The organism is Spirillospora sp. NPDC052269 (assembly GCF_040679435.1).
Lineage (GTDB): Bacteria > Actinomycetota > Actinomycetes > Streptosporangiales > Streptosporangiaceae > Spirillospora.
The window spans coordinates 71,767-97,795 of the sequence record NZ_JBFAUU010000027.1; the positions used below are offsets into that span (position 1 = coordinate 71,767).

Genomic DNA, 26,029 nt, shown 5'->3' on the forward strand with positions numbered 1-26,029 from the left:
CCGGGCGAAAGCAGCGGCGCTCCCGTCCGAAACGCGGCCGGGAACCCCCGGTGGCGTGCGTGTCCCGCAACGGCCGGGCGCGCGGCCGGGCGAGACCTTGCGAAGGGCTCGAAGAAAGGGGATGAGCGCAACCCGACGGTTTTCGTGTTCATCGCTTTTCGCATTTTCGCGTGGCTTCCCGGCATGGGCGTGCGTCCCTGCCGACCGGGGAGCGCCGACCCCCTTCGACCGGGAAAGTTCCACTTGATGTCGCCCTCCGAGTTCGTCCCTCTTTCGGCCGCCCAGCAGAGCGTCTGGTACGCCCAGCAGCTCTATCCCGAGGTGCCGATCTGCATCGCGCAGTACATCGAGATCGAGGGGCCGCTCCGGCCGGAGCTGTTCGACCGCATCGCGACGATCGCCAACCACGAGGTGCCGAGCCTCCAGATCCGGATCGTCGAGCGCGACGGGGTGCCCTTCCAGGGTCTCGGCGCCGTCCCGGACGCGCACATCCCCCTGCTCGACTTCTCGGCCGAACCCGATCCGCAGGGCGCCGCCGACGTCTGGATCCGCGCCGACATGGCCACCCCCATGGACCTGTACGGCGACCGCCTCTACACGCTGCGGGTCCTGCGCCTCGGCCCCGAACTGCACCGCTGGTACCTGCGCGCGCACCACATCGTGCTGGACGGTTTCGCCGGAGCGATGTTCAACGCGGGCGTGGCCGAGCTCTACACCCGGCTCGCCGCGGGCGGCGAGTACGAGCCGCAGGAGCACGGCGACTTCCGGGCGCTGCTCGCCGAGGAGGCCGCCTACCGCTCCTCCGAGCGGTTCGCGAAGGACCGCGCCTACTGGACCGAGCGGTTCGCCGACCTCCCCGAGGTCGTCACGTTCGCCACGCGGACCGTGCCGCCGACCATGGACTTCGTGCGCTCCTCGACCACGATGGCCGCCGCCGAGAGCGCCGGGCTGGCCGTCTCCGCGCGCCGGCTGCGCACCGCCACGCCCGGCATGGCGATCGCCGCGACCGCCGCCTACATGGCGCGCGTCACCGGCGACGAGGAGGTCGTGCTCGGCCTCGCCGTCACCGGCCGCACCACCGAGCTGGCCCGTGAGACCCCGACGATGATGTCCAACATCGTCCCGCTGCGGGTCACCGTCGACCCCGGCATGACCATCGAGGCGCTGACCCGGACGGTGTCCCGGGCGACCGCCCGCGCGCTGCGGCACCAGCGCTACCGCGTCGAGGACCTGCGCCGCGACCTGGGGCTGCTCGCCGACGGGCGGCGGCTGTACGGCGCGATCGTCAACATCATGCCGTTCGACTACAGCGCGGACTTCGGAGGCAGCCGCGCGACCGCGCACGCCCTCGCGCTCGGCCTCACCGAGGACCTGGCGTTCAACATCTACGACGGGCTGGACGGCCGCGGCACCCGCGTCGACCTGGACGGCCACCCCGCGCTGTACTCCGCCGAGGAGATCGCCGCGCACCACGAGCGGCACGTCCGGTTCCTGCGGACGCTGGCCGCCGCCGACCCCTCGACCAAGGTCGGCGACCTGCCGCTGCTGTCGGACGACGAGCGCGCCGACGTCCTGACCGGCTGGAACGGCGCCGAGTCCGGGCGTCCCGCCGCGACCGTCACCGAGGTGTTCGCCAGGCAGGCCGCCGCGACGCCGGACGCGCCCGCGCTGGAGACCTCGGACGGCGCGCTCCGCCTCACCTATGCCGAGCTCGACGCCCGCACGGGCCGGCTCGCGCACCGGCTCGCCGCGCTGGGCGTCGGCCCCGAGACGCCGGTCGCGACGCTGCTGGAGCGGTCGCCCGACATCGTCGTGTCGTCCCTGGCGATCCTCAAGGCCGGGGGCCACTACGTGCCCGTCCACCACTCCTACCCGGCGGACCGGGTGGCGTGGCTGATGTGCGACGTCGGCGCGTCCGTGCTGGTCACCGACCGCGCGATGCTGGAGCGCAACCCCTGGCTCGCGGACGCGCCGCAGGGCGGGGTCGCGCTCCTCGTCGTGGACGAACCGGTTCCGGACGAGGCGGCCCCGGACGAGTCGGCCGCGGACGTCCCGTCCGCCGCGTTCGCGTCCGTCCACCCGGAGCAGCTCGCGTACGGGATCTTCACGTCCGGTTCCACCGGCCTGCCCAAGGGCGTCGGGATCAGCCACCGGGCCGTGGTCGACTTCGTCACCGACTCCCGCGTCCGGCTCGAGCCCGGCGACCGGATGCTGCTGCACTCGGCCCACGCCTTCGATGCGTCCACGCTGGAGATCTGGCGGCCGCTGCTCGCGGGCGCGACCGTCGTCGTCGCCCCGCCCGGCATGGTCGACGCCGAGGTCCTGGAGCGGGCGGTCAACGACGCGGGCCTCACCCACGCGTTCGCGACGACGTCCCTGTTCAACCTGGTCGCGGCCGAGCGTCCGGCCGTGTTCGCGCCGCTGCGCGTCGTCGAGTTCGGCGGCGAGGCCGGGTCGGCGGCCGCGGTCGCGCGCGTCCTCGACGCCTGCCCGGACACGGCCGTCCTCAACGCCTACGGCCCGACCGAGGTCACGACCTACACGACGCTGTACTCGGCGCGCGGCGGTGTCACGGCCGACGACCTGACCGTCCCGATCGGCTCGGCGCTCGACGACACCCGCGTGTACGTGCTGGACCGGGCGCTGCGTCCCGTCCCGGTCGGGGTGCCCGGCGAGCTGTACCTGGCGGGGGCGGGTGTCGCGCGCGGCTACCTGAACCGGCCCGGACTGACCGCCGCCGCGTTCGTCCCGTGCCCGTTCGGGCCGCCCGGCGAGCGCATGTACCGCACCGGCGACCTGGTCCGGCTCCGTCCGGCGGGAGGCCCGGACGCGGAGGCGCGCGGCCAGGGCCACACGCTGGAGTACGTGGACCGCGCCGACCAGCAGGTGAAGATCCGCGGGTTCCGGATCGAGCTGGGCGAGGTCGAGGCCGCGCTCTCGCGGCACCCGGACGTCGCGCACGCCGCCGTCGTCGCCCGTGAGGACAAGCCCGGCGTCAAGCGCCTCGTCGGCTACGTCGTCGCCGTGCCCGAGGCCGGGGAGGGGGCCGGGCCCGACCCGGCCGAGCTTCGCCGGTCCCTGCTGGACGTGCTGCCCGAGTACATGGTGCCGTCCGCCGTCCTGGTGGTGCCGACGCTGCCGCTCACCGGCAGCGGCAAGCTCGACGTGCGCGCGCTGCCCGCGCCCGACCCGGCCACGGCCGACCGCCCGTTCCGGGCGCCGCGCACCGAGGCCGAGACCATGCTCGCCGCGCTGTTCGCCGAGGTCCTGGAGGTGGACCGGGTCGGCCTGGACGACGGGTTCTTCGACCTCGGCGGCGACTCGATCATCGCGATGCGGCTGGTGTCGCGGGCCCGCGCCGCCGGGCTCGCGTTCACCCCGCGCGACGTGTTCCAGCGGCCGACCGTGAGCGAACTGGCCCTCGTCGCGACCGTCGCCGACACGTCCGGTGTGGAGTTCGCCGACCCGGTCGGCGACGTTCCGGCGACGCCGATCGTGCACTGGCTGCGGGAGCTGGGCGGCCCGGTCTCCGGGTTCCACCAGAGCATCCTGCTGCGGACCCCGCCCCGGCTCGGCGTGGACGAGCTCGCACGGGCGCTCGGCGTCCTGCTCGCCGAGCACGACGCGCTGCGGCTGACGCTCGGCGCGGACGGGTCGCTGGAGATCCCGGCCGAGGCGCCGGACGCCGCCGCCCTCGTCCGCCGTGTGGACGCCGAGGGCCGCGACGCCGACGAGATCGCCGCCGCCGAGCTGACCGCCGCCCGCGACCGGCTCGACCCGGCGTCCGGCGTGAACGTGCAGCTCGTCTGGCTGGACGCCGGGGACGCCCCGGGCCGCCTCCTCGTCGTCGTCCACCACCTGGTCGTGGACGGCGTGTCCTGGCGCGTCCTGCTGCCCGACCTGGTCGCGGCCTGGGCGGGAGCCGACCTCGAACCCGCCGGGACGCCGTTCCGCGACTGGGCGCGCCGCCTCCCCGCCGAGGCCGCCGCCCGCACCGGCGAGCTGCCGCTGTGGCGCGGCATCCTCGGCGGCCCGGACGTCCCGCTCGGCGTCCGCCCGCTCGACCCCGCCCGCGACACGCACGGCACCGCCCGCTCCCTGACCGTGGAGCTGGACGCGGCGACCACGCGCGCCGTGCTGACGACCGTGCCCGCCGCGATCCACGGCCGCCCGACCGACGTGCTGCTCACCGGCCTCGCCCGCGCCGTCGCCGCCTGGCGCGGCGACGCCTCCCCGGTCCTGGTCGACCTGGAGGGGCACGGCCGCGAGGACCTGTTCCCCGGCGTCGACCTGTCCCGCACGGTCGGCTGGTTCACCAGCAAGTACCCGGTGCGGCTCGACGCGTCCGCCGACCTGCGCGAGACCAAGGAGCGGCTGCGCGCGATCCCGGACAACGGCATCGGCTTCGGCCTGCTCCGCCACCTCGACGCCGACGCAGGCGCCGAACTCGCCGCGCTGCCCGTCCCGGAGATCGTCTTCAACTACCTCGGGCGGATGGAGACCGGCGACGGCGACTGGAGCGTGTCGGCGGTCTCCGGCGGCGCGGACGACGCGACGCCGCTCGGCCACGCCCTCGCCATCGACGCCATCGTCCCCGCCGCCTTCGGCGCGATGTCGGTGACCTGGACCTGGGCGGACGGCGTGCTCGGCGAGGCCGACGTGTGCGAACTCGCCGGGGCCTGGTTCACCGCGCTCCGCGACCTGGCCGCCGCCGGGGACGCCGGGCACACCCCGTCCGACTTCCCGCTGGTCGTCGTGGACCGCGCCGACGTCGCCGACCTCGACCGGACGTTCCCGGACCTCACCGACGTCTGGCCGCTCGCGCCGCTCCAGCAGGGCCTGTACTTCCACGCGCTGCTCGACGCGTCCGCGACCGACGTCTACACCGGTCAGCTCGTCCTCGACTTCGACGGCGACGTGGACGTCGCGGCCCTGCGGGACGCCGCGTTCGAGCTGGTCGCGCGGCACCCCTCGCTGCGCACGGCGTTCACGCAGACGGTGGCCGGGGAGCCGGTCCAGGCCGTCCTCGGGGCGCCGCCGTGCGACGAGCTGTGGCGCGAGGTCCTCGCGGACGAGGACGCGCTGCCCGGCCTCATGGCCGCCGAGCGGACCCGCCGGTTCGACCTCACCCGACCGCCGTTCCTGCGGTTCGCGCTGGTCAGGGTGGGTGAGCGCCGGTACCGGCTGCTGCTCACCTTCCACCACATCGTCCTGGACGGCTGGTCAATGCCGTCCCTGGCCGCCGAGCTGCTCGCCCTCCACAACGGCCAGGTTCCGCCGCGTGCCCCCGACTACAAGGACTACCTGGGCTGGCTCACCCGGCAGGGCCGCGCCGACGCCGACGCCGCCTGGGGCAGGGCCCTCGCCGACCTGCCCGGCGGGACGCTGGTCGCGCCCGGAACGCCGGACGTGCCTCCAGGGCTGCCGGAGAAGATCCGCGTCCCGCTCGGCGCCGAGCTGTCCGACGCCGTGGGCGCGACGGCGCGTCGCCTCGGCGTGACCGCCAACACCGTCGTGCAGGCCGCCTGGGGCCTGCTGCTCGCCCGCCTGCTCGGACGCGACGACGTGGTGTTCGGCGCGACGGTGTCGGGCCGTCCCATGGACCTGCCCGGCGTCGAGCGGATGGTCGGGCTGTTCATCAACACGCTGCCCGTCCGGGTCCGGCTGGACGCCGCCGAACCGGCCGCCGGGCTGCTCGCGCGCCTTCAGGGCGAGCAGGCCGAGCTGATCCCGTTCCACCACCACCGCCTCGGTGACCTGCACAGACTCGCCGGGGTGCCCGCGCTCTTCGACACCATGACGGTGTTCGAGAACTACCCGCTCGACGCGTCCCTGCTCGGGGCCGAGATCGGCGCGGGGACGCGGCTCGCGGGCGCCGACCTGCTCGACTCGACGCACTACCCGCTGACGCTCGACGCCGTCCCGGGCGCCGAACTCCAGCTCCGGCTCGGCTACCGGACGGACGTGTTCGACCGCTCCCTCGCCGACCGGCTCGTGGCGCAGCTCGTCGGGCTCGTCCGGGCGCTGGCCGAGACGCCGGACGCGCCGGTCGGGACGCTCGACCTGTCCGGCGACGACGCGGACGCGCTGCGCGGGACGTTCGCCGCGCTCGCCGCGCAGGGACCGTCCGCGACGCTCGCCGCCGCGGCCCGCTCGGCCGTCGCGCCCGTGAAGAAGCTCGTCGCGTACGTCGTGGCCGCGCCCGGCGCGACCCTCGACCCGGAGGAGCTGCGCGCGCACGTCCGCGAGCACCTGCCCGAGGCGATGGTGCCGGCCGCCGTCGTGGTCATGGACGAGCTGCCGCTCACCCCGAACGGCAAGGTCGACACCAAGGCGCTGCCCAAGCCGGTGCTGACCGTCCCGCTGCGCGAGTACCGCGCGCCGCGCGACGACCGCGAGGCCGCCGTCGCCGCGATCTTCGCCGAGCTGCTCGGCGTGGACCGCGCCGGGATCGACGACGACTTCTTCGGCCTCGGCGGCGACTCGCTGGTCGCGATGCGCGTCGTCAGCCGGGTCCGGCGCGCGCTGGACGTCGAGCTGCCCGTCCGGGCGCTGTTCGAGGCCCCGACCGTCGCGGCGCTCGCCGCGCGGATCGCCGCCCTGGCCGGTGTCGAGGCCGCCCGTCCCGCCCTGGCCCTCCGGGAGCGGCCCGCGGTCGTGCCGCTTTCCCACGGGCAGCAGCGGTTGTGGTTCCTCAACCGGTTCGAGGGGCCGTCCGCGACCTACAACCTGCCGGTCGCGCTGCGGATCCGCGGCGTGCTGGACGAGTCCGCGCTGCGCGCCGCGCTCTGCGACGTCGTCGCCCGGCACGAGTCGCTCCGGACCGTCCTGCCGGACGTCGACGGCGTCCCGTACCAGCACGTTCTTCCTCCGGAGGACGCGGTGCCAGAGCTGACGGTCGTCGAGACGAGCGAGGCCGAGCTGCCGATGCGGCTGGCCATGGCCGCCGGGCACGCCTTCGACATCTCCGCCGAGCAGCCGCTGCGGGCCTCCCTGTTCCGGCTTTCCGCCGACGAGCACGTGATGCTCCTGCTGATGCACCACGTCGCGGGTGACGGCTGGTCGATGGCTCCGCTCGCGCGGGACGTCCTGACCGCCTATGTGGCGCGGGTTTCCGGGGAGGTGCCCTCGTGGGCTCCGCTGCCGGTGCACTACGCGGACTACACCCTCTGGACGCAGGAGCTTCTCGGCTCCGAGGACGACGCGACGTCGCTGATCGCTTCACAGATCTCCTACTGGAAGGCCGCGCTGGACGGGCTCCCCGAGGAGCTGGCGCTTCCTGCCGACCGTCCGCGTCCGGCGGAGGCGTCCTACCGAGGCGGGACGACCCGCTTCACGCTCCCGCCCGCCACGCACGAGGCCCTGCTCGCAGTGGCCCGCGAGACCGGCGCGAGCCCGTTCATGGTCGCGCAGGCCGCGTTCGCCGCGCTGCTGACCAGGCTCGGCGCCGGGACGGACGTCCCGATCGGCTCCCCGATCGCGGGCCGCACGGACGAGGCCCTGGACGATCTGGTCGGCATGTTCGTCAACATGCTCGTCTTCCGGACGGACACGTCCGGGAACCCGACGTTCCGCGAGCTGGTCGGACGCGTCCGCGAGACCGACCTCGCCGCGTACGCGAACCAGGACGTCCCGTTCGAGCGGCTCGTGGAGGTGCTGAACCCGCCGCGCCACCTGGGCCGCCACCCGCTGTTCCAGGTCGGCCTGACCTTCCAGAACAACCCCGAGGCGCGGCTGGAACTGCCCGGCTTCAGCGCCGAACCCGAGCCCCTGAACGCCGGGGTCGCCCGGTTCGACCTGCTCATGGTCCTGACCGAGAAGACCGGCGCGGACGGCTCCCCGGCCGGTCTGGACGGCGAGCTGGAGTTCGCGCTCGACCTCTACGACCCGGCGACCGCCGCCGGTCTCGCCGCCCGCTTCGAACGCTTCCTCACGACCCTGCTCGCCTCGCCGGACGCCCGCGTCGGCGAGGTCGACGTCCTCGACGAGGCCGAGCGCCGCACGATCCTGGACGACTGGGCGGGCGGCACGCTTTCGGTCACCGAGCGGACGACGATCCCGGCGCTGTTCGAGGCGCAGGTCGCGGCGCGTCCGTCGGCCGTGGCGCTGAGCTTCGAGGGCCGCTCGTGGACGTATGCCGAGGTCAACGCGGCCGCGAACCGGCTCGCCCGGCACCTGGTCACGCAGGGTGCGGGCCCGGAGACCTTCGTCGCGCTGGAACTGCCGCGCTCGGCCGACATGGTGATCGCCGTCCTGGCCGTGCTGAAGACGGGCGCGGCGTACGTCCCGATCGATCCGGACTACCCGGCCGACCGGATCGCCTATGTGACCGAGGACGCGGCACCCGCCCTGACCTTGACCGACATCGATGTGGACGGCGACTACTCGTCCGAGAACCTCGGCGTCGAGATCTCGCCCGACAACCCCGCGTACGTGATCTACACGTCCGGGTCGACGGGGCAGCCGAAGGGCGTCGTCGTCCCGCACCAGAACGTCGTCCGTTTGCTCCGTGGCACCGAGGAGTGGTTCTCCTTCGGGCCGGACGACGTCTGGACTCTGTTCCACTCCTACGCGTTCGACTTCTCGGTGTGGGAGTTGTGGGGGCCGCTGCTGAACGGCGGCCGTCTCGTCGTGGTTCCGTTCCTGACCTCGCGTTCGCCGGATGAGTTCTTGAAGCTGCTCGCGGCGGAGAAGGTCACGGTCCTGAACCAGACGCCGTCGGCGTTCTACCAGCTCATGGCCGCCGACAAGGAGAATCCGGGCACCGACCTGGCCCTGCGGTACGTCATCTTCGGTGGCGAGGCTCTCGAGCTGGGTCGTCTGGACGACTGGTACGGCCGTCATGCCGAGGACGCTCCGACGCTGGTCAACATGTACGGGATCACCGAGACGACCGTCCACGTCTCCTACATCGCGCTCGACCGGGCCCATGCGGCGTCCGCGCCGGGCAGCCTGATTGGCGTCGGCATCCCCGACCTGCGCGTCTATGTGCTGGACGAGCGGCTCCAGCCCGTCCCGGCCGGTGTCGTCGGTGAGCTGTACGTCGCGGGCGCCGGACTCGCTCGCGGGTACCTGAACCGGCCCGGCCTGACCGCCGAGCGGTTCGTGGCCGACCCGTTCGGAGGTGAGCCGGGCGGGCGCATGTACCGGACGGGCGACCTCGGCCGCCGGCTGCGCGACGGAAGCCTCGAATACCTCGGTCGCGGCGACCAGCAGGTTCAACTTCGCGGGTTCCGGATCGAGCTGGGCGAGGTCGAGAGCGCTCTCGTCCGGCACGAGACCGTGGCCGACACGGCGGTCGTTCTCCGCGACGAGAAGCTGATCGCCTACGCCGTCCCGGCCACGCCTGGCACCGAGCTGGATGCCTCTGACCTGCGGCGATTCGTGAATGTGACGCTTCCGCCATACATGGTCCCGGCGACCGTCGTCACGCTGGACGCGCTCCCGCTGACCGTCAACGGGAAACTCGACCGCAAGGCGCTGCCAGACCCCGACTTCCGGGCCGAGGCGGATTCCCGCGCACCCCGGACACCCGAGGAAGAGACCCTGACCGGGCTGTATGCGGAGGTCCTCGGTCTGGAACACGTCGGTATCGACGACGGGTTCTTCGATCTCGGCGGAGACTCGATCATCGCGATCCAACTCGTCTCCCGCGCCCGCCAGCAGGGCCTCGCCGTCTCTCCGCGCGACGTCTTCCAACACCAGACCGTCGCGGAGCTGGCGGCCGTCGCGCAGCCGGTCGGCGAGGACGAGCGCGTCGAGATCGAGGAGCCGGGCACGGGCACCGGGCCGGTCCCGGTGACGCCGATCGTCGGATGGCTGCGCGAGCGCGTCGGCGGCGACGCCGCGCTGATCTCCGGCTTCCACCAGGCCACGCTGCTGATCACGCCACCCGGCCTCGATCTCGACGGCCTCACCGGCGCGTTCCAGAAGGTCCTGGACCACCACGACATGCTGCGCCTCACGCTCGACGTGGACGGCGGCGAGTGGCGTCCGGTCGTCCGGGACGCCGGGAGCGTCACGGCGGACGGCCTGGTGTCCCGCGTGGACGTCGCGGGCCTGGACGCCGACAAGCTCCGGCAGGTCGTCACCGACCAGGTGACCGCGGCCCGCGCCGCGCTCGACCCGACGCGCGGCGAGGTCGCGCGGATCGTCTGGCTGGACGCGGGTGAGGAGCGCGGACGTCTCCTGGTCGTCCTGCACCACCTGGTCGTGGACGGCGTGACCTGGCGCATCGTCCTGCCCGACCTGGTCGCGGCCTGGGCGGGAGCCGACCTCGAACCCGTCCCGACGTCCTTCCGGCGCTGGGCGCAGAAGCTGACGGACGCCGCGTCCGACAAGACCGTGACCGGCGACCTGGACGACTGGCTCGACATCGCGGACGGTCCCAGGCAGGACCTCGCGGGCCGTCCGCTCGACCCGCGCGTCGACATCGCCGCGCGCGCCGCCTCGGTCCGGCTGACGCTGCCCGCCGAGGTGACCGGGCCGCTGCTCAGCGACGTCCCGGCCGCCTACCACGGCCGCGTGAACGACGTCCTGCTGACCGGGCTCGCCCTCGCCGTGGCGCACTGGCGCAGGGGACGCGGCGGCCGCACGGCCGGTGGCGTGCTCGTCGACCTCGAAGGACACGGCCGCGAGGACGTCGTGCCGGGCGTCGACCTGTCCAGGACGGCCGGCTGGTTCACCGCGATCCACCCCGTCCGGCTCGACCCGGGCGCCACCGACTGGGCCGAGGTCGAGAGCGGCGGGCCGGCCGTCGGGACGGCGTTGAAGAAGGTGAAGGAGCAGCTCCGCGCGGTCCCCGGTGGCGGCGGACTCGGCTACGGCCTGCTGCGCCACTGCGGCGACCCGGACGCGCGGGGCGAGCTCGCCGAGATCCCGGCCGCGCAGATCGCCTTCAACTACCTGGGCCGGGTCGGCGCGGGCGGCGACGGCGACTGGGAGATCGCGCCCGAGGAGCTGCCCGCCGGGGAGGACCCGCGCATGCCCATGGCGCACGTCCTGGAGGTCAACGCGGTGACCCGCGACCTGCCGTCCGGGCCGGAGCTGACCGCCGTGTGGTCGTTCCCGGACGGCCTGCTCGCCGAGGACGACGTCCGCGGCCTCGCCACGGCGTGGTTCGCGGCGCTGCGCGGCCTGGTCGCCCACGCGGCGTCCGGCGAGGCGGGCGGGTTCACCACGTCCGACCTGCTGGTGGACCTGGACCAGAGCGAGATCGACAAGCTGCAGGACGCGTGGAGGAACAGAGAGTGAACCGGGGGGATCTCGAGGACATCCTGCCGCTGTCGCCGCTGCAGCAGGGGTTCTTCTTCCACGCCGTCTTCGACGACGCCGCGGCCGACGTGTACACGGCGCAGCTCGTCCTGGACCTGGACGGCCCGCTCGACGCCGCCGCGCTGCGCCGTTCCGCGGAGGCGCTGCTGCGCCGCCACGCGAACCTGCGCGCCGCGTTCTGGCACGAGGACCTGTCCAAGCCCGTCCAGGTGATCCCGCGCTCGGCCGACCTGCCGTGGGAGGACGTGGACGCGGCGGACGACGCCGAGGCGGACGCGGTCGTCGCCCGCGAGCGGACGCGGCCGTTCGCGCTGACCGAGCCGCCTCTGCTCCGGTTCGTCCTGGTGCGGCGTGGCCCGGAACGGCACCGGCTGATCTTGACGAACCACCACATCCTGCTGGACGGCTGGTCCACGCCCGTCCTCGCGACCGAGCTGTTCCTGCTGTACGTGCAGGGCGGCGACGACAGCGGCCTCCCGCGCGTCACCCCGTACAAGAACTACCTGGCCTGGCTCGCGCGACAGGACCGCGGCGCCGCCGAGGTCGCCTGGCAGAAGGCGCTGTCCGGCCTGGACGAGCCGTGCCTCGTCGCGCCCGAGGCCGCCGGGCTCCGGCCCGTCCCGCCCGGCCGCGCGGTCACCGAGCTGGAGGAGCGCTTCACGCGGAAGCTGACGCGTGTCGCGCGCCGCCACAACGCCACGCTCAACACCGTCCTGCAGGCCGCGTGGGGCATCGTCCTCGGCCGGATGCTCGGGCGCGACGACGTGGTGTTCGGCGCGACCGTCTCCGGCCGTCCGGCGGACCTGCCGGGCGTCGAGCAGATGATCGGCCTGTTCATCAACACGCTGCCCGTCCGCGTCCGGTTCCGCCAGGACGAGCCGTTCGGCACCCTCGTCGAGCGGCTTCAGGAGGAGCAGACCGAGCTGCTCCCGCACCACCACCTCGGCCTCACCGACATCCAGCGGGCGGCCGGGCACGGCGGCGCGCTCTTCGACACCATGACGGTGCTGGAGAACTACCCGTTCGACCCGGCGAGCATGGACGGCTCGCTGAACGGCGTCCGGATCACCGGCGCGGACGCCTACGACGCGACGCACTTCCCGCTGTCGTTCGTCGCGGCCCCCGGGCCGGAGCGCATGGAGCTGCGGCTGAACCACCGCCCCGACGTCTACACGCGGGACGTCGCGGAGGCGCTGCTCGGACGCGTCCGGCGCGTCCTGGAGCAGTTCGCGGACGACCCGGACCGTCCGATCGGCGCGCTCACCCCCGCCGGAGACGACGAGCTGGCCCGCTTCGCCGCCTGGAACGACACGGCCGTGACGCCGCGTCCGGGCACGGTCGTCGACCTCTTCGAGGCCCGGGCGGCCCGCACTCCGGATGCGATCGCGCTGGTCAGCGGCGACGAGACCCTGACCTACGCGGAGCTGAACGGCCGCGCGAACCGCCTCGCGCACGAGCTGGCCGCACGCGGCATCGGCCCGGAGGACCGCGTCGCGCTCGTCCTGCCCCGGACGCCCGAGATCGTCGTCGCGATCCTCGGCGTCCTGAAGGCGGGCGCCGCCTACGTCCCGGTCGATCCCGAATACCCGGACGACCGCATCGCGTCCATGCTCGACGACGCGACCCCGGCCCTCACCCTCACGCGCGCGCACGAGGCGTTCACCACGGACGGGCCCTCGACCGATCCGGTCCGGACGGTGTCCCCGGAGAACGCGGCGTACGTCATCTACACGTCCGGGTCGACGGGACGGCCCAAGGGCGTGGTCGTCCCGCACGCGGGCCTGCTGAACTACTACGACGCGCACCGCGTCCGGTTCTTCGAGCCCACAGAGGCCGAGGCGGGAGCCGGGCGGCGGCTGCGGTTCGCGCACCTCGCGTCCTTCTCGTTCGACACCTCGTGGATGGGCCTGCTGTGGATGATCCACGGCCACGAGCTGCACCTGATCGGCGACGACGTCCGGCGCGACGTGGAGGCGTTCGCGGCCTACATCGCGTCCCAGCGGATCGACCTGGTCAACACGACCCCGTCGCACTTCCAGTCGCTCCGAGAGGTCGGGCTGCTCAGCGGGGACGGGCACCGGCCGTCGCAGCTGCTCATCGGCGGCGAGGCGATCGGCGACGCGCTGTGGGACGACCTGCGCGCGCTGGACGGCGTGACCGTCCGGAACTTCTACGGCCCGACCGAGGCGACGATCGACACCATGAGCGTGGTCGTCGCGGACGCGCCCCGGCCCACCGTCGGCGGCCCGCACCCCGGCGCCCGCGCCTACGTGCTCGACACCGCGCTCCAGCCCACCCCGGTCGGCGTCCCCGGTGAGCTGTACCTGGCGGGCGTCCAGGTCGCGCGCGGCTACCTCGGACGCCCCGCCCTCACCACCGCGCGGTTCGTCGCCGACCCCTTCGCGGACGAGCCGGGCTCACGCATGTACCGGACGGGCGACCTCGCGCGCTGGAACCCGGACGGCACCCTTGCGTTCCTCGGCCGCGCCGACGACCAGGTGAAGATCCGCGGCTTCCGCGTGGAACTCGGCGAGATCGAGAACGTGCTGTCCCGGTTCGCGGGCGTCGGGCAGGCCGTCGTGGCCGTCCGCGAGGACGCCTCGGGTGACAAGCGCCTGGCCGCGTACGTCGTGCCCGCGACCGTCGATGCCGCGGCGCTCCGCCGCCACGTCGCCGCGCACCTGCCGGACTACATGGTCCCGTCCCTGACCGTCCTTCCCGCGCTGCCGCTGACCGTCAACGGCAAGGTCGACAAGCGCGCCCTGCCCGAGCCCGACGCCTCGGCCCCCGGCGCTGGACGCGCGCCGCGCTCGCCTCAGGAGGAGATCCTGTGCGGGCTGTTCGCCGAGGTCCTCGGCGTCGCTCGGGTCGGCGTGGACGACGGGTTCTTCGACCTCGGCGGCGACTCGCTCACCGCGACGCGCCTGGTCAGCCGGATCCGGACGGCGCTGGGCGTGGAGCTGCCCGTCCGGACGCTGTTCGAGGCCCCGACCGTCGCCGGGCTGTCGGCGCGGCTCGCCTCGGCGGCCGGTGTCACCCGTCCGGCGCTGGTCGCCGGACCGCGGCCCGAGGTGCTGCCGCTGTCGCACGGGCAGCAGCGGCTCTGGTTCCTCAACCGGTTCGACGGGCCGTCCGCGACGTTCAACATGCCGGTCGCGCTCCGGCTGAACGGCCCGCTCGACGCGTCCGCGCTGGAGGCGGCGCTGGCCGACGTCGTGACCCGGCACGAGGCGCTGCGGACGATCTTCCCGGACATCGCGGGCACCCCCCGCCAGCTCGTCCTGGACCCGTCCGCCGCCCGCCCCCGGCTCTCCGTCACCGAGACCAGCGCGGACGCCCTGCCGCTCGCCCTCGCGTCCGTCGTCGGGCAGGGTTTCGACCTGTCGGCCGAGCCGCCGCTGCGCGCCGCCCTGTTCCGGCTTTCCGCTGACGAGCACGTGGTTCTGCTGGTCATGCACCACATCGCGGGTGACGGCTGGTCGATGGCTCCGCTCGCGCGCGATGTCCTGACCGCGTATGTGGCGCGGGTTTCCGGGGACGCGCCGTTGTGGGCTCCGCTGCCCGTGCAGTACGCGGACTACACGCTCTGGCAGCGGTCGCTCCTCGGCTCCGAGGACGACGCGTCTTCGCTGGCCGCCTCGCAGGTCTCCTTCTGGAAGGCCGCGCTGGACGGGCTTCCGGAAGAGTTGGTACTTCCCACTGACCGTCCGCGTCCGGCTGAGTCGTCTTACCGGGGTGGCACGTTCACGTTCGAGCTGGACGCGGCCATGCATGGCGCGCTGCTCGGACTCGCCCGCGAATCCGGCGCGAGCCTGTTCATGGTCATGCAGGCCGCGTTCGCCGCGCTGCTGACCAGGCTCGGCGCCGGCACGGACGTCCCGATCGGCTCTCCGATCGCAGGCCGTACGGACGAGGCCCTGGACGACCTCGTCGGCATGTTCGTCAACATGCTCGTGCTGCGCACCGACACGTCCGGCAACCCGTCCTTCCGCGAGCTCATCGCGCGCGTGCGTGAGGCGGACCTCGCCGCGTACGCGAACCAGGACGTCCCGTTCGAGCGCCTGGTGGAAGTGCTGAACCCGGCGCGTTCCATGGCCCGGCACCCACTGTTCCAGGTCGCGCTGTCCTTCCAGAACAACCCCGAGGCGACCCTCGAACTCGACGGCCTCACCGGCGGCCCGGTGGACCTCCCGCTCGGCACCGCCAAGTACGACCTCTCCCTCTACCTGCAGGAACTCGCCGACGACTCCGGATCCCCGGCCGGGATCTCGGCCGGGCTGGAGTACGCCCTCGACCTGTTCGACCCGGACACCGCCGCCGGTCTCGCCGCCCGCTTCGAGCGGTTCCTCCGGGCGGTCGCGGACGCCCCGGACGAGCCGATCTCCTCCCCGGACATCCTCGCCGACTCCGAGCGCGACGCCCTGCTGACCCCGTGGGTGTGCTGTTCGGGGCGCATGTGCGCGGAGCGGACGACGATCCCGGCGCTGTTCGAGGCGCAGGTCGCGATCAATCCGTTCGCGGCGGCCGTGTCGTTCGAGGGCCGTTCGTGGACGTACACCGAGGTCAACGCGGCCGCGAACCGCCTCGCCCGGCACCTGGTCGCGCAAGGAGCGGGCCCGGAGACCTTCGTCGCGCTGGAGCTGCCGCGCTCGGCCGACATGGTGATCGCCGTCCTGGCGGTACTGAAGACGGGCGCCGCCTACGTTCCGATCGACCCGGACTACCCGGCCGACCGCACCGCCTACATGGTCTGGGACGCCGCACCGATCCTGACCCTGACCAGCATCGACGTGGACGGCGACTACTCGTCCGAGAACCTCGGCGTCGAGATCTCGCCCGACAACCCCGCGTACGTGATCTACACGTCCGGGTCGACCGGTCGTCCCAAGGGCGTCGTCATCCCGCACCAGAACGTTGTGAGCCTGCTTCACGCGACCCAGGACTGGTTCTCCTTCGGACCAGACGACGTCTGGACGCTGTTCCATTCGTATGCGTTCGACTTCTCGGTGTGGGAGCTGTGGGGGCCGCTGCTGAACGGCGGCCGCCTCGTTGTCGTCCCCTACCTGACCTCGCGTTCGCCGGATGAGTTCCTGAAGTTGCTGGCGGCGGAGAAGGTCACGGTCCTGAACCAGACGCCGTCGGCGTTCTACCAGCTCATGGCCGCTGACAAGGAGAACCCGGGCACTGACCTGGCCTTGCGGTACGTCGTGTTCGGTGGCGAAGCTCTCGAACTCGGCCGCTTGGACGACTGGTACAGCAGGCACGCCGAGGACGCGCCGACGCTGGTCAACATGTACGGGATCACCGAGACGACCGTCCACGTCTCGTACATCGCGCTCGATCGCGTCCGCGCCGCCAACGCCTACGGCAACCTCATCGGCGTCGGCATCCCTGACCTGCGTGTTTATGTGCTGGACGAGCGACTCCAGCCCGTCCCGCCGGGCGTGGTCGGTGAGCTGTACGTCGCCGGTGCCGGACTCGCCCGCGGCTACCTCAACCGGCCGGGCCTCACCGCGGAGCGGTTCGTGGCCGACCTGTACGGGACGTCCGGCGTGCCCGGCGGACGCATGTACCGCACGGGTGACCTGGGACGCTGGCGCAAGGACGCCACGCTCGAATACGTCGGCCGCGCCGACCAGCAGGTCCAGCTTCGCGGGTTCCGGATCGAGTTGGGCGAGGTCGAGAGCGCCCTCGTCCGGCACGGGACCGTCGCGGACGCGGCCGTCGTCCTCCGGGACGAGAAGCTGATCGCCTACGCCGTCCCGGCCACGCCTGGCACCGAGCTGGACGCCTCTGACCTGCGGCGATTCGTGAGTGCGACGCTTCCGCCGTACATGGTCCCGGCGACCGTCGTCACGCTCGACGCGCTCCCGCTGACCTCCAACGGCAAGCTCGACCGCAAGGCGCTCCCCGCGCCCGACTTCCAGGCCAAGGCCGACTCCCGCGCGCCCCGGACACCCGAGGAAGAGACCCTGACCGGGCTCTATGCCGAGGTCCTCGGCCTGGAGAAGGCCGGGATCGACGACGGGTTCTTCGACCTCGGCGGAGACTCGATCATCGCGATCCAGCTCGTCTCCCGCGCCCGCCAGCAAGGGCTCGTGATCTCCCCGCGCGACGTCTTCCAACACCAGACCGTCGCGGAGCTGGCCGCCGTCGCGCAGCCGGTCGGCGAGGGCGAGCGCGTCGAGGCCGAAGCGCCCGGCGCGGCGCTCGGGCCCGTCCCGCCCACGCCGATCATGCGCTGGTTCGGCGGGCTGGACGGCCCGACCGGCGACTACAGCCAGCGGATGCTCCTCGTCACCCCGCCCGGCCTCGGCGTCGACCGGCTGACGGACGCCCTCCGGCGCGTCCTGGACCACCACGACATGCTCCGCCTCCGCGCCACGGCCGACGGCCGCTTCGAGGTGCCCGAGCCCGGCGTGCCGGACGCGTCGCAGCTCGTCCGCCGCGTGGACGTCGAAGGGCTGGACGACGCCGCGTTCAAGGACGTCCTGCACGAGGAGTCCCTGAACGCGCGCCGCAGGCTGGCGCCCGCGGACGGCGCCATGGTTCAAGTGGTCTGGTTCGACGCCGGTCCCGACCGGCGCGGACGCCTCCTCGTCACGGCGCACCACCTGGTCGTGGACGGCGTGTCCTGGCGCATCGTCCTGCCCGACCTGGTCGCGGCCTGGGCGGGAGCCGACCTCGAACCCGTCCCGACGTCGTTCCGGCGCTGGGCGCAGAAGCTCACCGCCGAGGCCGCGAACCCCGAGCGCACCGCCGAGGCGTCCCTCTGGCGTGAGATCGAGGACACGCCGGACCCGGCGCTGGCGTCCCGCGCGCTCGACCCGGCCACCGACACGTTCGGCACGGCCCGGCACCTCACCGTCGAGCTGCCCGCGGACGTGACCGGGCCGCTGCTCACCGACGTGCCCGCCGCGTTCCACGCCCGCGCGAACGACGTGCTGCTCACCGCGCTCGCCGTCGCCGTCGCGGGCTGGCGCGACGACGCGGGCACGGCCGTCCTCGTCGACCTCGAAGGACACGGCCGCGAGGAGGTCGTGCCGGGCGTCGACCTGTCCCGGACGGTCGGCTGGTTCACCTCGATCTTCCCCGTCGCGCTCGACGCGGGCGAGGCCGGCGACGTCGCCCGGAGCGAGATCGAGAGCGGCGGCGAGGCGGCGGGGACCGCCCTGAAGAAGGTCAAGGAGCAGCTGCGCCGCATCCCGGACAACGGCATCGGCCATGGCCTCCTCGACTCGGGCGAAAGCCGTCGAACCCCGCAGATCGCCTTCAACTACCTCGGACGCACGGCCGCGGCCGAGGACGGCGACGTCGACTGGTCGCCCGCGGGGCCGGACGACAACGCCGCGCTCGCCGGAGGCCAGGACGACGCGCTCGGCCTCGTCCACGCGATCGAGGTCAACGCGCACACCCGCGACCTGCCGTCCGGGCCGGTCCTGTCCGCGACCTGGACCTACGCGGGCGGCCTGTTCGAGGAGGACCGCGTCCGCGACCTGGCGGGCCGCTGGACCGCCGCGCTGCGCGGCCTGGTCGTCCACGTGACCGAGGAGGCGGGCGGCGGGTTCACCCCGTCCGACCTGTCCCTCGTCGAGATCGACCAGGACGAGCTCGACGAGCTGGCCGCCGAATTCGACGACGTCTCCGACTGGGAGCTCGATTGACCCCCGCCCCCCGAACCGATGCGAAGAAGCCGTCGCAGCTCCAGGACGTCTGGCCCCTGTCGCCGCTGCAACAGGGCCTGTTCTTCCACGCCCGCTACGCCGACGCGTCCGCCGACGTCTACACCGCGCAGGCCGTGGTCGAACTGCGCGGAGCCCTGGACGCCGGAGCGCTGAAGGCCGCCGCCGCGGCGCTGCTGCGGCGGCACGCGAACCTGCGGGCGGCGTTCCGGCAGCGCAAGGAGGGCACGCCGGTCCAGGTGATCGTCCGCGAGGTGCGGACGCCGTGGGAGGAGATCGACCTCACCGCCCACCCGGACGCCGAGGGCGAGGCGGCGCGCCTCGCGGACCGCGAGCGCGCGCGGCCGTTCGACCTGGCCAAGCCGCCGCTGCTCCGGTTCGTCCTCGTCCGGATGGCGGACGACCGGCACCGCCTGATCTTCACCAACCACCACATCCTGCTGGACGGCTGGTCCACCCCGATCCTGCAGACCGAGCTGTTCACGCTGTACCTGACCAGGGGCGACGACAGCGGCCTGCCGCGCGTCACCCCGTACAAGAACCACCTGGCCTGGCTTGCGAAGCAGGACCGCGAGGCCGCCGAGACGGCCTGGCGCGACGCTTTGTCCGGCATCGACGAGCCGACGCTCGTCGCGCCGGGCGCGCCCGAGCCGCCCGCCGACGCCGAACCCGGCCGCGTCCGCCGCGAACTGGACCCCGGGCTGACGCGGGCCCTCGCCGACCGGGCCCGCACGCACAACGTCACGCTCAACACCGTCCTCCAGCTCGCGTGGGGCGTCCTGCTCGGACGGCTCACCGGACGCGGCGACGTGACGTTCGGCGCGACGGTGTCGGGCCGTCCGCCCGAACTGCCGGGCGTGGAGCAGATGATCGGCCTGTTCATCAACACGCTGCCCGTCCGCGTGAAGGCGAGCCCGCGGGACACGGTCGCGCAGGCGCTGACGAGCCTCCAGGGACGGCAGGCCGACCTGCTTCCGCACCACCACCTCGGCCTGACCGACATCCAGCGGCTGTCCGGGATCGGCACGCTCTTCGACACGATGACCGTCCTGGAGAACTACCCGTTCGATCCGGAGGCCGCCGGAGCCGAGCTCGGCGGGCTGACGCTGCACGGCGTCGGCGGCTACGACGCGTCGCACTACCCCCTCGCCCTCGCGGCCGTCCCGGGGGAGCGGCTGTCGCTGCGGCTCGACCACCGCACCGACCTGTTCACCACCGGCCAGGCCGAGCGGATCATGGATCGGCTGGAGCGCGTCCTCCACGCGATCGCGCACGAGCCGGATGTCCCGCTGGCCCGCGTCGACGTGCTGTCCGACGACGAACGCCGGCGGCTCACCGAAGGCTGCCAGGGCGAGACCGTCGGACGCGTCCCCGAGACGATCACCGCGCGCTTCACCGCACTCGCCGAGGCCGAACCCCACAGGGAAGCCCTCCGCACGCCCGACGGCAGCATCACCTATGGCGAGCTGAACAAACGCGCCAACCGACTCGCCCACCTCCTGCGCGCGCGTGGAGTCGAGCGCGAGACACGCGTGGCGATGCTCCTCGAACGGTCGGCGGACGTCGTCGTCGCGACCCTCGGCATCCTCAAGGCGGGCGGCGCGTACGCGCCGATCCACCACAGCTACCCGCAGGAACGCGTCCGGTGGGCGGTCGAGGAGGTCGACGCGCCCGTCCTCCTGGTCGACCGGGCCATGCGCCACCGCGTCGCCGATGCGGGCATCGCCGCCGAGATCATCGTCATCGACCAGGACGACGACCTCGCCGCGAGCCCGGACACCGACCCGGACGTGACCGTCCACCCCGAGCAGCTCGCCTACGTGATGTTCACGTCCGGCTCGACCGGGCTGCCCAAGGGCGCGATGCTCACCCACCAGAACGTCGTGGACCTGGCCACCGACCCGGCGATGCGGAGCGGCGCGCACGACCGCGTGCTCGTCCACTCGCCGCACGCGTTCGACGCGTCCACCTACGAGCTGTGGGTTCCGCTGCTCGCGGGCGGCGCCTCCGTGATCGCCCCGCCCGGACGCCTCGACGCCGCCGAGGTCGAACGCCTCGTCAAGGAAGGCGACGTCACCGGCCTCTTCATCACGACCGCCCTGTTCAACCTGGTCGCTGAGGAGCGTCCCGAGGCGTTCGCCGGGCTAAGCGAGGTGCTGACCGGCGGCGAGTCCGGCTCGGTCGCCGCCATGCGGAAGGTCCTCGCCGCCTGCCCGGACACCCGCCTCGGCCACGTCTACGGCCCGACCGAGAGCACCACCTACGCCACCCACGCCGACATGCGGACGGCCCTCGCGGACCCGGCCGAGACCACGCCCGTCCTGGGCCGTCCGATGGGCGGCATGCGGCTGTACGTGCTGGACGAGGCGCTGCGTCCCGTCCCGTCCGGCGTCACCGGCGAGGCGTACATCGCCGGTTCCGGCGTCGGACGCGGCTACCTGCATCGGCCCGCGCTGACCGCCGAGCGCTGGGTCGCCGACCCGTTCGGCCCGCCCGGCGCCCGCATGTACCGCACCGGGGACCTGATGCGGCGGCGCGAGGACGGCGTCCTCGAGTACGTCGACCGCGTCGACTTCCAGGTGAAGATCCGCGGCTTCCGGATCGAGCTGGGCGAGATCGAGGCCGCGCTGACCTCGCTGGACGGCGTCGCGCACGCGGCCGTCCTCGTCCACCAAGACGCCGGCGCGAAACGGCTGGTCGCCTACGTCGTCCCCGCGACCGGAACGGCCCCCGACACGACGGCCCTGCGGACGGAGGTCGCCGCGAGGCTGCCCGAGTACATGGTGCCGTCCGTGATCGTCGCGCTCGACGCCCTGCCGCTCGGCCCGACCGGCAAGCTCGACCGGCGCGCGCTGCCCGTCCCGGACCTCGCCCAGGCCGCCGCCGGACGCGCCCCCGAGACCCCCGAGGAGAAGACCCTCTGCGCGGTGTTCGCCGACGTCCTCGGTGTGGACGAGGTCGGCGCGGACGTGTCGTTCTTCGACCTCGGCGGCGACAGCGTCACCGCGCTCCGGCTGGTCAGCCGGGCCCGGCAGGCGGGCGTCGAGCTGACGCCGCGCGACCTGTTCACGCACCAGACCGTGGAACGGCTCGTCCGGCGCACCGAGGCCGACGCCGACCTCGGCCTCGAACCGCTCCTCCCGATCAGGCCGGTCCGCGAGGACGGGACGAAGCCGCCGCTGTTCTTCGTCCACCCGGCGGGCGGCCTGGCCTGGGGGTACATGCAGTTCCTGGCGCACCTGCCCGCCGACCAGCCCGTCTACGGCCTCCAGTCGCGCGTGTTCACCGGCGCGGAACCGGCCGCCGGCGTCGCCGAGCTCGCCGCCGACTACGTCGAGCTGATCCGGACCGTCCGGCCGCACGGCCCCTACCACCTCGCGGGCTGGTCGCTCGGCGGCCTGATCGCCTACGAGATGGCCTGCCGGCTCCAGGCCGAGGGCGAGGAGGTCGGCCTGCTCACGCTGATCGACTCCTACCACGGGCAGGACCTCGACTCCGCAGGGCGCGACGTCCTGCCCGAGGTGCTCGGCGCGATCGGCATGGACCCCGAGGCGGTCGCCCCGGGCGGCGTGCCCGACCTCCCGAAGATCATGGAGCTGCTCGCCGCCCGCGCCGACGTCCTGGCCACCCTGGACGAGGACGACCTGGTCCGAGTTTTCCACGCCTACCAGGCGGGCATCCGGCAGGCCGAGACCTACGAGCCCGGCGCCTACCGCGGCGACCTGCTGTACTTCACCGCGCTCCGGGGGCGTCCGGCGGACGCGCCCGCGCCCGTCGAGCACTGGGGCGCGGTCGTGACCGGCCGTGTCGCCGAGCACCCGGTGGACGCCGAGCACCACGCCCTGATGGAGCCCGCCCCGGTCGCCGTGATGGGGCCGGTGCTGGCCACGGAGCTGGACGAACAACACGCTAGATTGACAAACCACCAAGCCGGAAGGACCGCCCGATGACCAACCCGTTCGACGACCCCGAGGGCACGTTCCTCGTGCTGCGCAACGACGAGGGGCAGTACTCGCTCTGGCCGTCGTTCGCCGAGGTCCCGGCAGGCTGGACGGTAGCCAAGGCCGCCGACTCCCGCGCCGCGTGCGTCGAGTACGTCGAGGCGAACTGGACCGACATGCGTCCGAACGGCCTGGTGGAGGCCATGGGTGGCTGATCCGGTGCCCGATCCGGTCGAGCTCCCGGCGGTCACCGAATGGACGATGGAGATGCGCGACCCCGCCGCCCTGCGTCCCGCGCCGCTCCCCTCCGTCGAGATGACCTTCAGCCTCGCGCGGGTGCCCTCCCCGGACGTCAGCCGCGCGCTGTACGCGGCGGTCGGCGCGCGCGTCTGCTGGACCGACCGGTTCGGCTGGACGCACGCCGACTGGACGCGCTGGGTGGACCGCCCCGAGCTGTCCACCTGGATCGCCATGGCCGAGGGCACCCTGGCCGGATACTTCGAGATCGAGGCGCAGCCCGGCGGCGACACCGAGATCCACCTCGTCGGCCTCACCCCGGCGTTCGTCGGCCGCCGCTACGGCGGCTACCTCGTGGAGCAGTGCGCGCGCCGCGCCTGGCAGCGCGGCAGCCTCTGGGCCGTCCACGCCGGGCCCGCCGCCCGCGTCTGGCTGCGCACCAGCACGCTCGACCACCCCAACGCGATCGGCAACTACCGGCGCCGCGGCTTCGCCGTCGCCGCCGAGTCCACCGCGTCCAAACGCGTCCCCGACCCGCGCCTCGCCCCCTGGCCCCTTCCGCACGACCCCCGCGCGGCCCGTCCCGTCCCCGAGGAAGTCGAGGAGTTCGTGCCATGACCTGGTTCCGGTGCACCGTCGCGCGCCCGTGGGCGCCGCTGCGCATGTTCTGCTTCCCGCACGCGGGCGGGTCGGCGGTGTTCTACCGCGACTGGGCCGAGGCGGTCGGGCCCGCGATCGAGGTGCACGCCGTCCAGTACCCCGGACGCGCCGACCGGATCAGGGAGGCGCTGGTCCCGGACGCGCGGCGGCTCGCGCGGCTCGTCGCCGGCTCCATCGCGCAGTACGCGGACCGTCCGGCGATCCTCTTCGGCCACAGCATGGGGTCGGTGGTCGCCTACGAGACCGCGCGGCTCATGCGGGAGCGCGGACTGCCGGTGGCCCACTTCTTCGCGTCCGGGGCGCGCGCTCCGCACGACTGGGGCGAGCGGCGCCGCTACTCCGCGATGGACGACGACAGCGTGGTGGCTGAGCTGGCGGATCTCGGCGGCTCGGACATCGACGCGTTGAAGGACCCCGAGCTGCGCGAACTCGTCCTGCCGTACATCCGCAACGACTTCGCGCTCGTGGAGTCGTACGTGCCGGACGACGGGCCCCGGCTGGACGTCCCGGTCACCGCGATCGTGGGCGACGGCGACAAGGACGTGTCCGCCGAGCAGGCCGGACAGTGGCGCGGGTCCACGTCCGCGGACTTCAGGCTGAAGGTGCTGCCCGGAGGCCACTTCTACCTTCAGGAGCAGCGGGACGCGGTGATCCACGAGGTGCTGAGCCGCCTGGAGGTCCCCACGTCCGGCCACTGACCCCTCGGCCGTGAACCCGGGAGCCCCCGGCCGGACGGCGGGACCGTCCGGCCGGGGAGCCCCGACCGGGGACAGGGATCGGGGCGGGAAACGGGGTCTAGTAGACGGACGCGCCGAACGCGCTCAGCGCGGCGGTGACGGGCTGGAAGAACGTCGTCCCGCCCGAGGTGCAGTTGCCGCTGCCGCCCGAGGTCAGGCCCAGCGCGGTGGTGCCCGAGTAGAGCGAGCCGCCGCTGTCGCCGCCCTCGGCGCAGACGGTCGTCCGGATCATGCCGGTCACGGTGCCCTCGGCGTAGTTCACGGTCTGGTTGAGTGCGGTGACCGTCCCGGAGTGGACGTGCGTGGTGCTGCCGCTGCGGGACACGGACTGCCCGACGGCCGGGGTGCCCGCCGAGGTGATGTTCTGGCTGCCCGAGTAGGTGTCGACGACGCCGGTCGTGTCGGACGGCGTGGACGAGTACTTCACGATGCCGTAGTCATGGCCCGGGAAGGTGCTGCCCGCCGTCGTGCCGAGCACGGAGGTGTGCGCCGAGTTGGAGTACCAGGTGCTGCCGAGGTTCGTGCAGTGCCCGGCGGTCAGGAAGTAGTACGCGCCGCCCTTCTTGACGTTGAAGCCGAGGGAGCAGCGGTAGCTCCCGGTGTAGATCGCGTCGCCGCCGGCCGTGAACAGCCGGAACGCCCCGGGCACCCGCTCGGTCCGGACGGCCGCGCCGAGCTTGGCGGCGGCCTTCCTCACCTTCGCGAGCCTCGCTCCGGAGACGGTGCCGTCGACGGACAGGAGCACCTGGTCGGTCTTCGGGTCGGCGGCCCACGCGGTTCCGGGGACGCTCGCGTCCCGCTTCAACGTGTCCATGGCCTTGGTGAGGGCGGCGCCGGACCGGGCGACGGTGCGCGGCTGCGCGCCCGCCGCACGCACGGCGTTCGCGCTCGCCGCGTCCGACACGGTGACGACGAGCCTGCCGGACGAGTCGACGTAGGATCCGGCGCTGCGGTCGCCGAGCGTGTGCGCGAGCGAGTCGGCGAGCCGGGCCTGCCGGTCGGAGGGGGAGGGGGCGGGGGACGGAGCCGCGGCGTGCGCGGCGGGGGCGGAGAGGGCGGCGGTGAGGAGCGCGGCGGCCGAGCCGATCAGGGCGGCGCGGCGGGTGCGCGTGTGCGGGGTCCGCACTGGGAGCCTCCAGGGGGATGCGGGCGCGTCCGGATGACGTGCCGGAGGTCTGCCGAGCATCCGTGACCGGGGGGTCGCCCGGATAGGGACGATCATGCCTATCTCGGACGTGACGAATTGGCGGAAACCGTCCGGGATAACCCCGAATACGCGGGCATGATTGCCGGTTTGACACTTGTAGTCGACCTGAGTGCGGTCGAAGTCGACACGAGTGCGGCGTCCCGTCGGCCGCCGGGACGCCGCACTCTCAACGCGCGGAGCTAGGGTGTGTCTCAAGGTCGGCGCCCGTGGCGAGCGGCGGCCAGGTGCGTGCATCGCGGGGGCGGAGGAGGGAGTCGGCCCGGGTTTGGCCGTCGACCGACGACAACCCCG

7 protein-coding genes are annotated in these 26,029 nt (G+C 73.5%); 6 read left to right on the top strand and 1 reads right to left on the bottom strand.

Features of this window, described 5'->3' with window-relative positions; translation table 11 throughout:
• The first annotated feature begins 246 nt into the window (after positions 1-246).
• From AB0L06_RS39680 to AB0L06_RS39705, 6 genes are read left to right on the top strand one after another with little or no spacing between them, the layout of a single operon-like run.
• Positions 247-11,253, top strand: a complete 11,007-nt coding sequence (locus AB0L06_RS39680) for an amino acid adenylation domain-containing protein (RefSeq protein WP_500236475.1) — start codon at positions 247-249, stop codon at positions 11,251-11,253.
• Positions 11,250-18,938: an amino acid adenylation domain-containing protein gene (locus tag AB0L06_RS39685; protein ID WP_500236477.1), complete on the top strand. Its 7,689-nt coding sequence runs from the start codon at positions 11,250-11,252 to the stop codon at positions 18,936-18,938. Before AB0L06_RS39680 ends, AB0L06_RS39685 begins: the two co-directional genes overlap by 4 nt.
• Complete coding sequence (locus AB0L06_RS39690) at positions 18,935-22,906, top strand: amino acid adenylation domain-containing protein (protein ID WP_500236478.1); 3,972 nt, start codon at positions 18,935-18,937, stop codon at positions 22,904-22,906. Before AB0L06_RS39685 ends, AB0L06_RS39690 begins: the two co-directional genes overlap by 4 nt.
• Positions 22,903-23,112: an MbtH family protein gene (locus AB0L06_RS39695; protein WP_500236479.1), complete on the top strand. Its 210-nt coding sequence runs from the start codon at positions 22,903-22,905 to the stop codon at positions 23,110-23,112. Before AB0L06_RS39690 ends, AB0L06_RS39695 begins: the two co-directional genes overlap by 4 nt.
• The gene (locus AB0L06_RS39700; protein ID WP_500236481.1) at positions 23,105-23,752 is read left to right on the top strand and encodes a GNAT family N-acetyltransferase; all 648 of its coding nucleotides are present in this window, start codon (positions 23,105-23,107) and stop codon (positions 23,750-23,752) included. The genes AB0L06_RS39695 and AB0L06_RS39700 overlap by 8 nt, the downstream gene beginning before the upstream one ends.
• Complete coding sequence (locus tag AB0L06_RS39705; protein ID WP_500236482.1) at positions 23,749-24,492, top strand: thioesterase II family protein; 744 nt, start codon at positions 23,749-23,751, stop codon at positions 24,490-24,492. Before AB0L06_RS39700 ends, AB0L06_RS39705 begins: the two co-directional genes overlap by 4 nt.
• Positions 24,493-24,589: 97 nt before the next feature.
• On the opposite strand, the gene AB0L06_RS39710 is transcribed toward AB0L06_RS39705, so the two are convergent.
• Entirely contained in the window at positions 24,590-25,657 is a 1,068-nt protein-coding gene (locus tag AB0L06_RS39710; RefSeq protein ID WP_500236483.1) for a S1 family peptidase, read from the bottom strand.
• Positions 25,658-26,029 lie beyond the last annotated feature (372 nt).

Coding starts and splice junctions, on each gene's coding strand:
- AB0L06_RS39680 (WP_500236475.1), top strand. CDS start 247: ATGTCGCCCTCCGAGTTCGTCCCTCTTTCGGCCGCCCAGCAGAGCGTC.
- AB0L06_RS39695 (WP_500236479.1), top strand. CDS start 22,903: ATGACCAACCCGTTCGACGACCCCGAGGGCACGTTCCTCGTGCTGCGC.
- AB0L06_RS39705 (WP_500236482.1), top strand. CDS start 23,749: ATGACCTGGTTCCGGTGCACCGTCGCGCGCCCGTGGGCGCCGCTGCGC.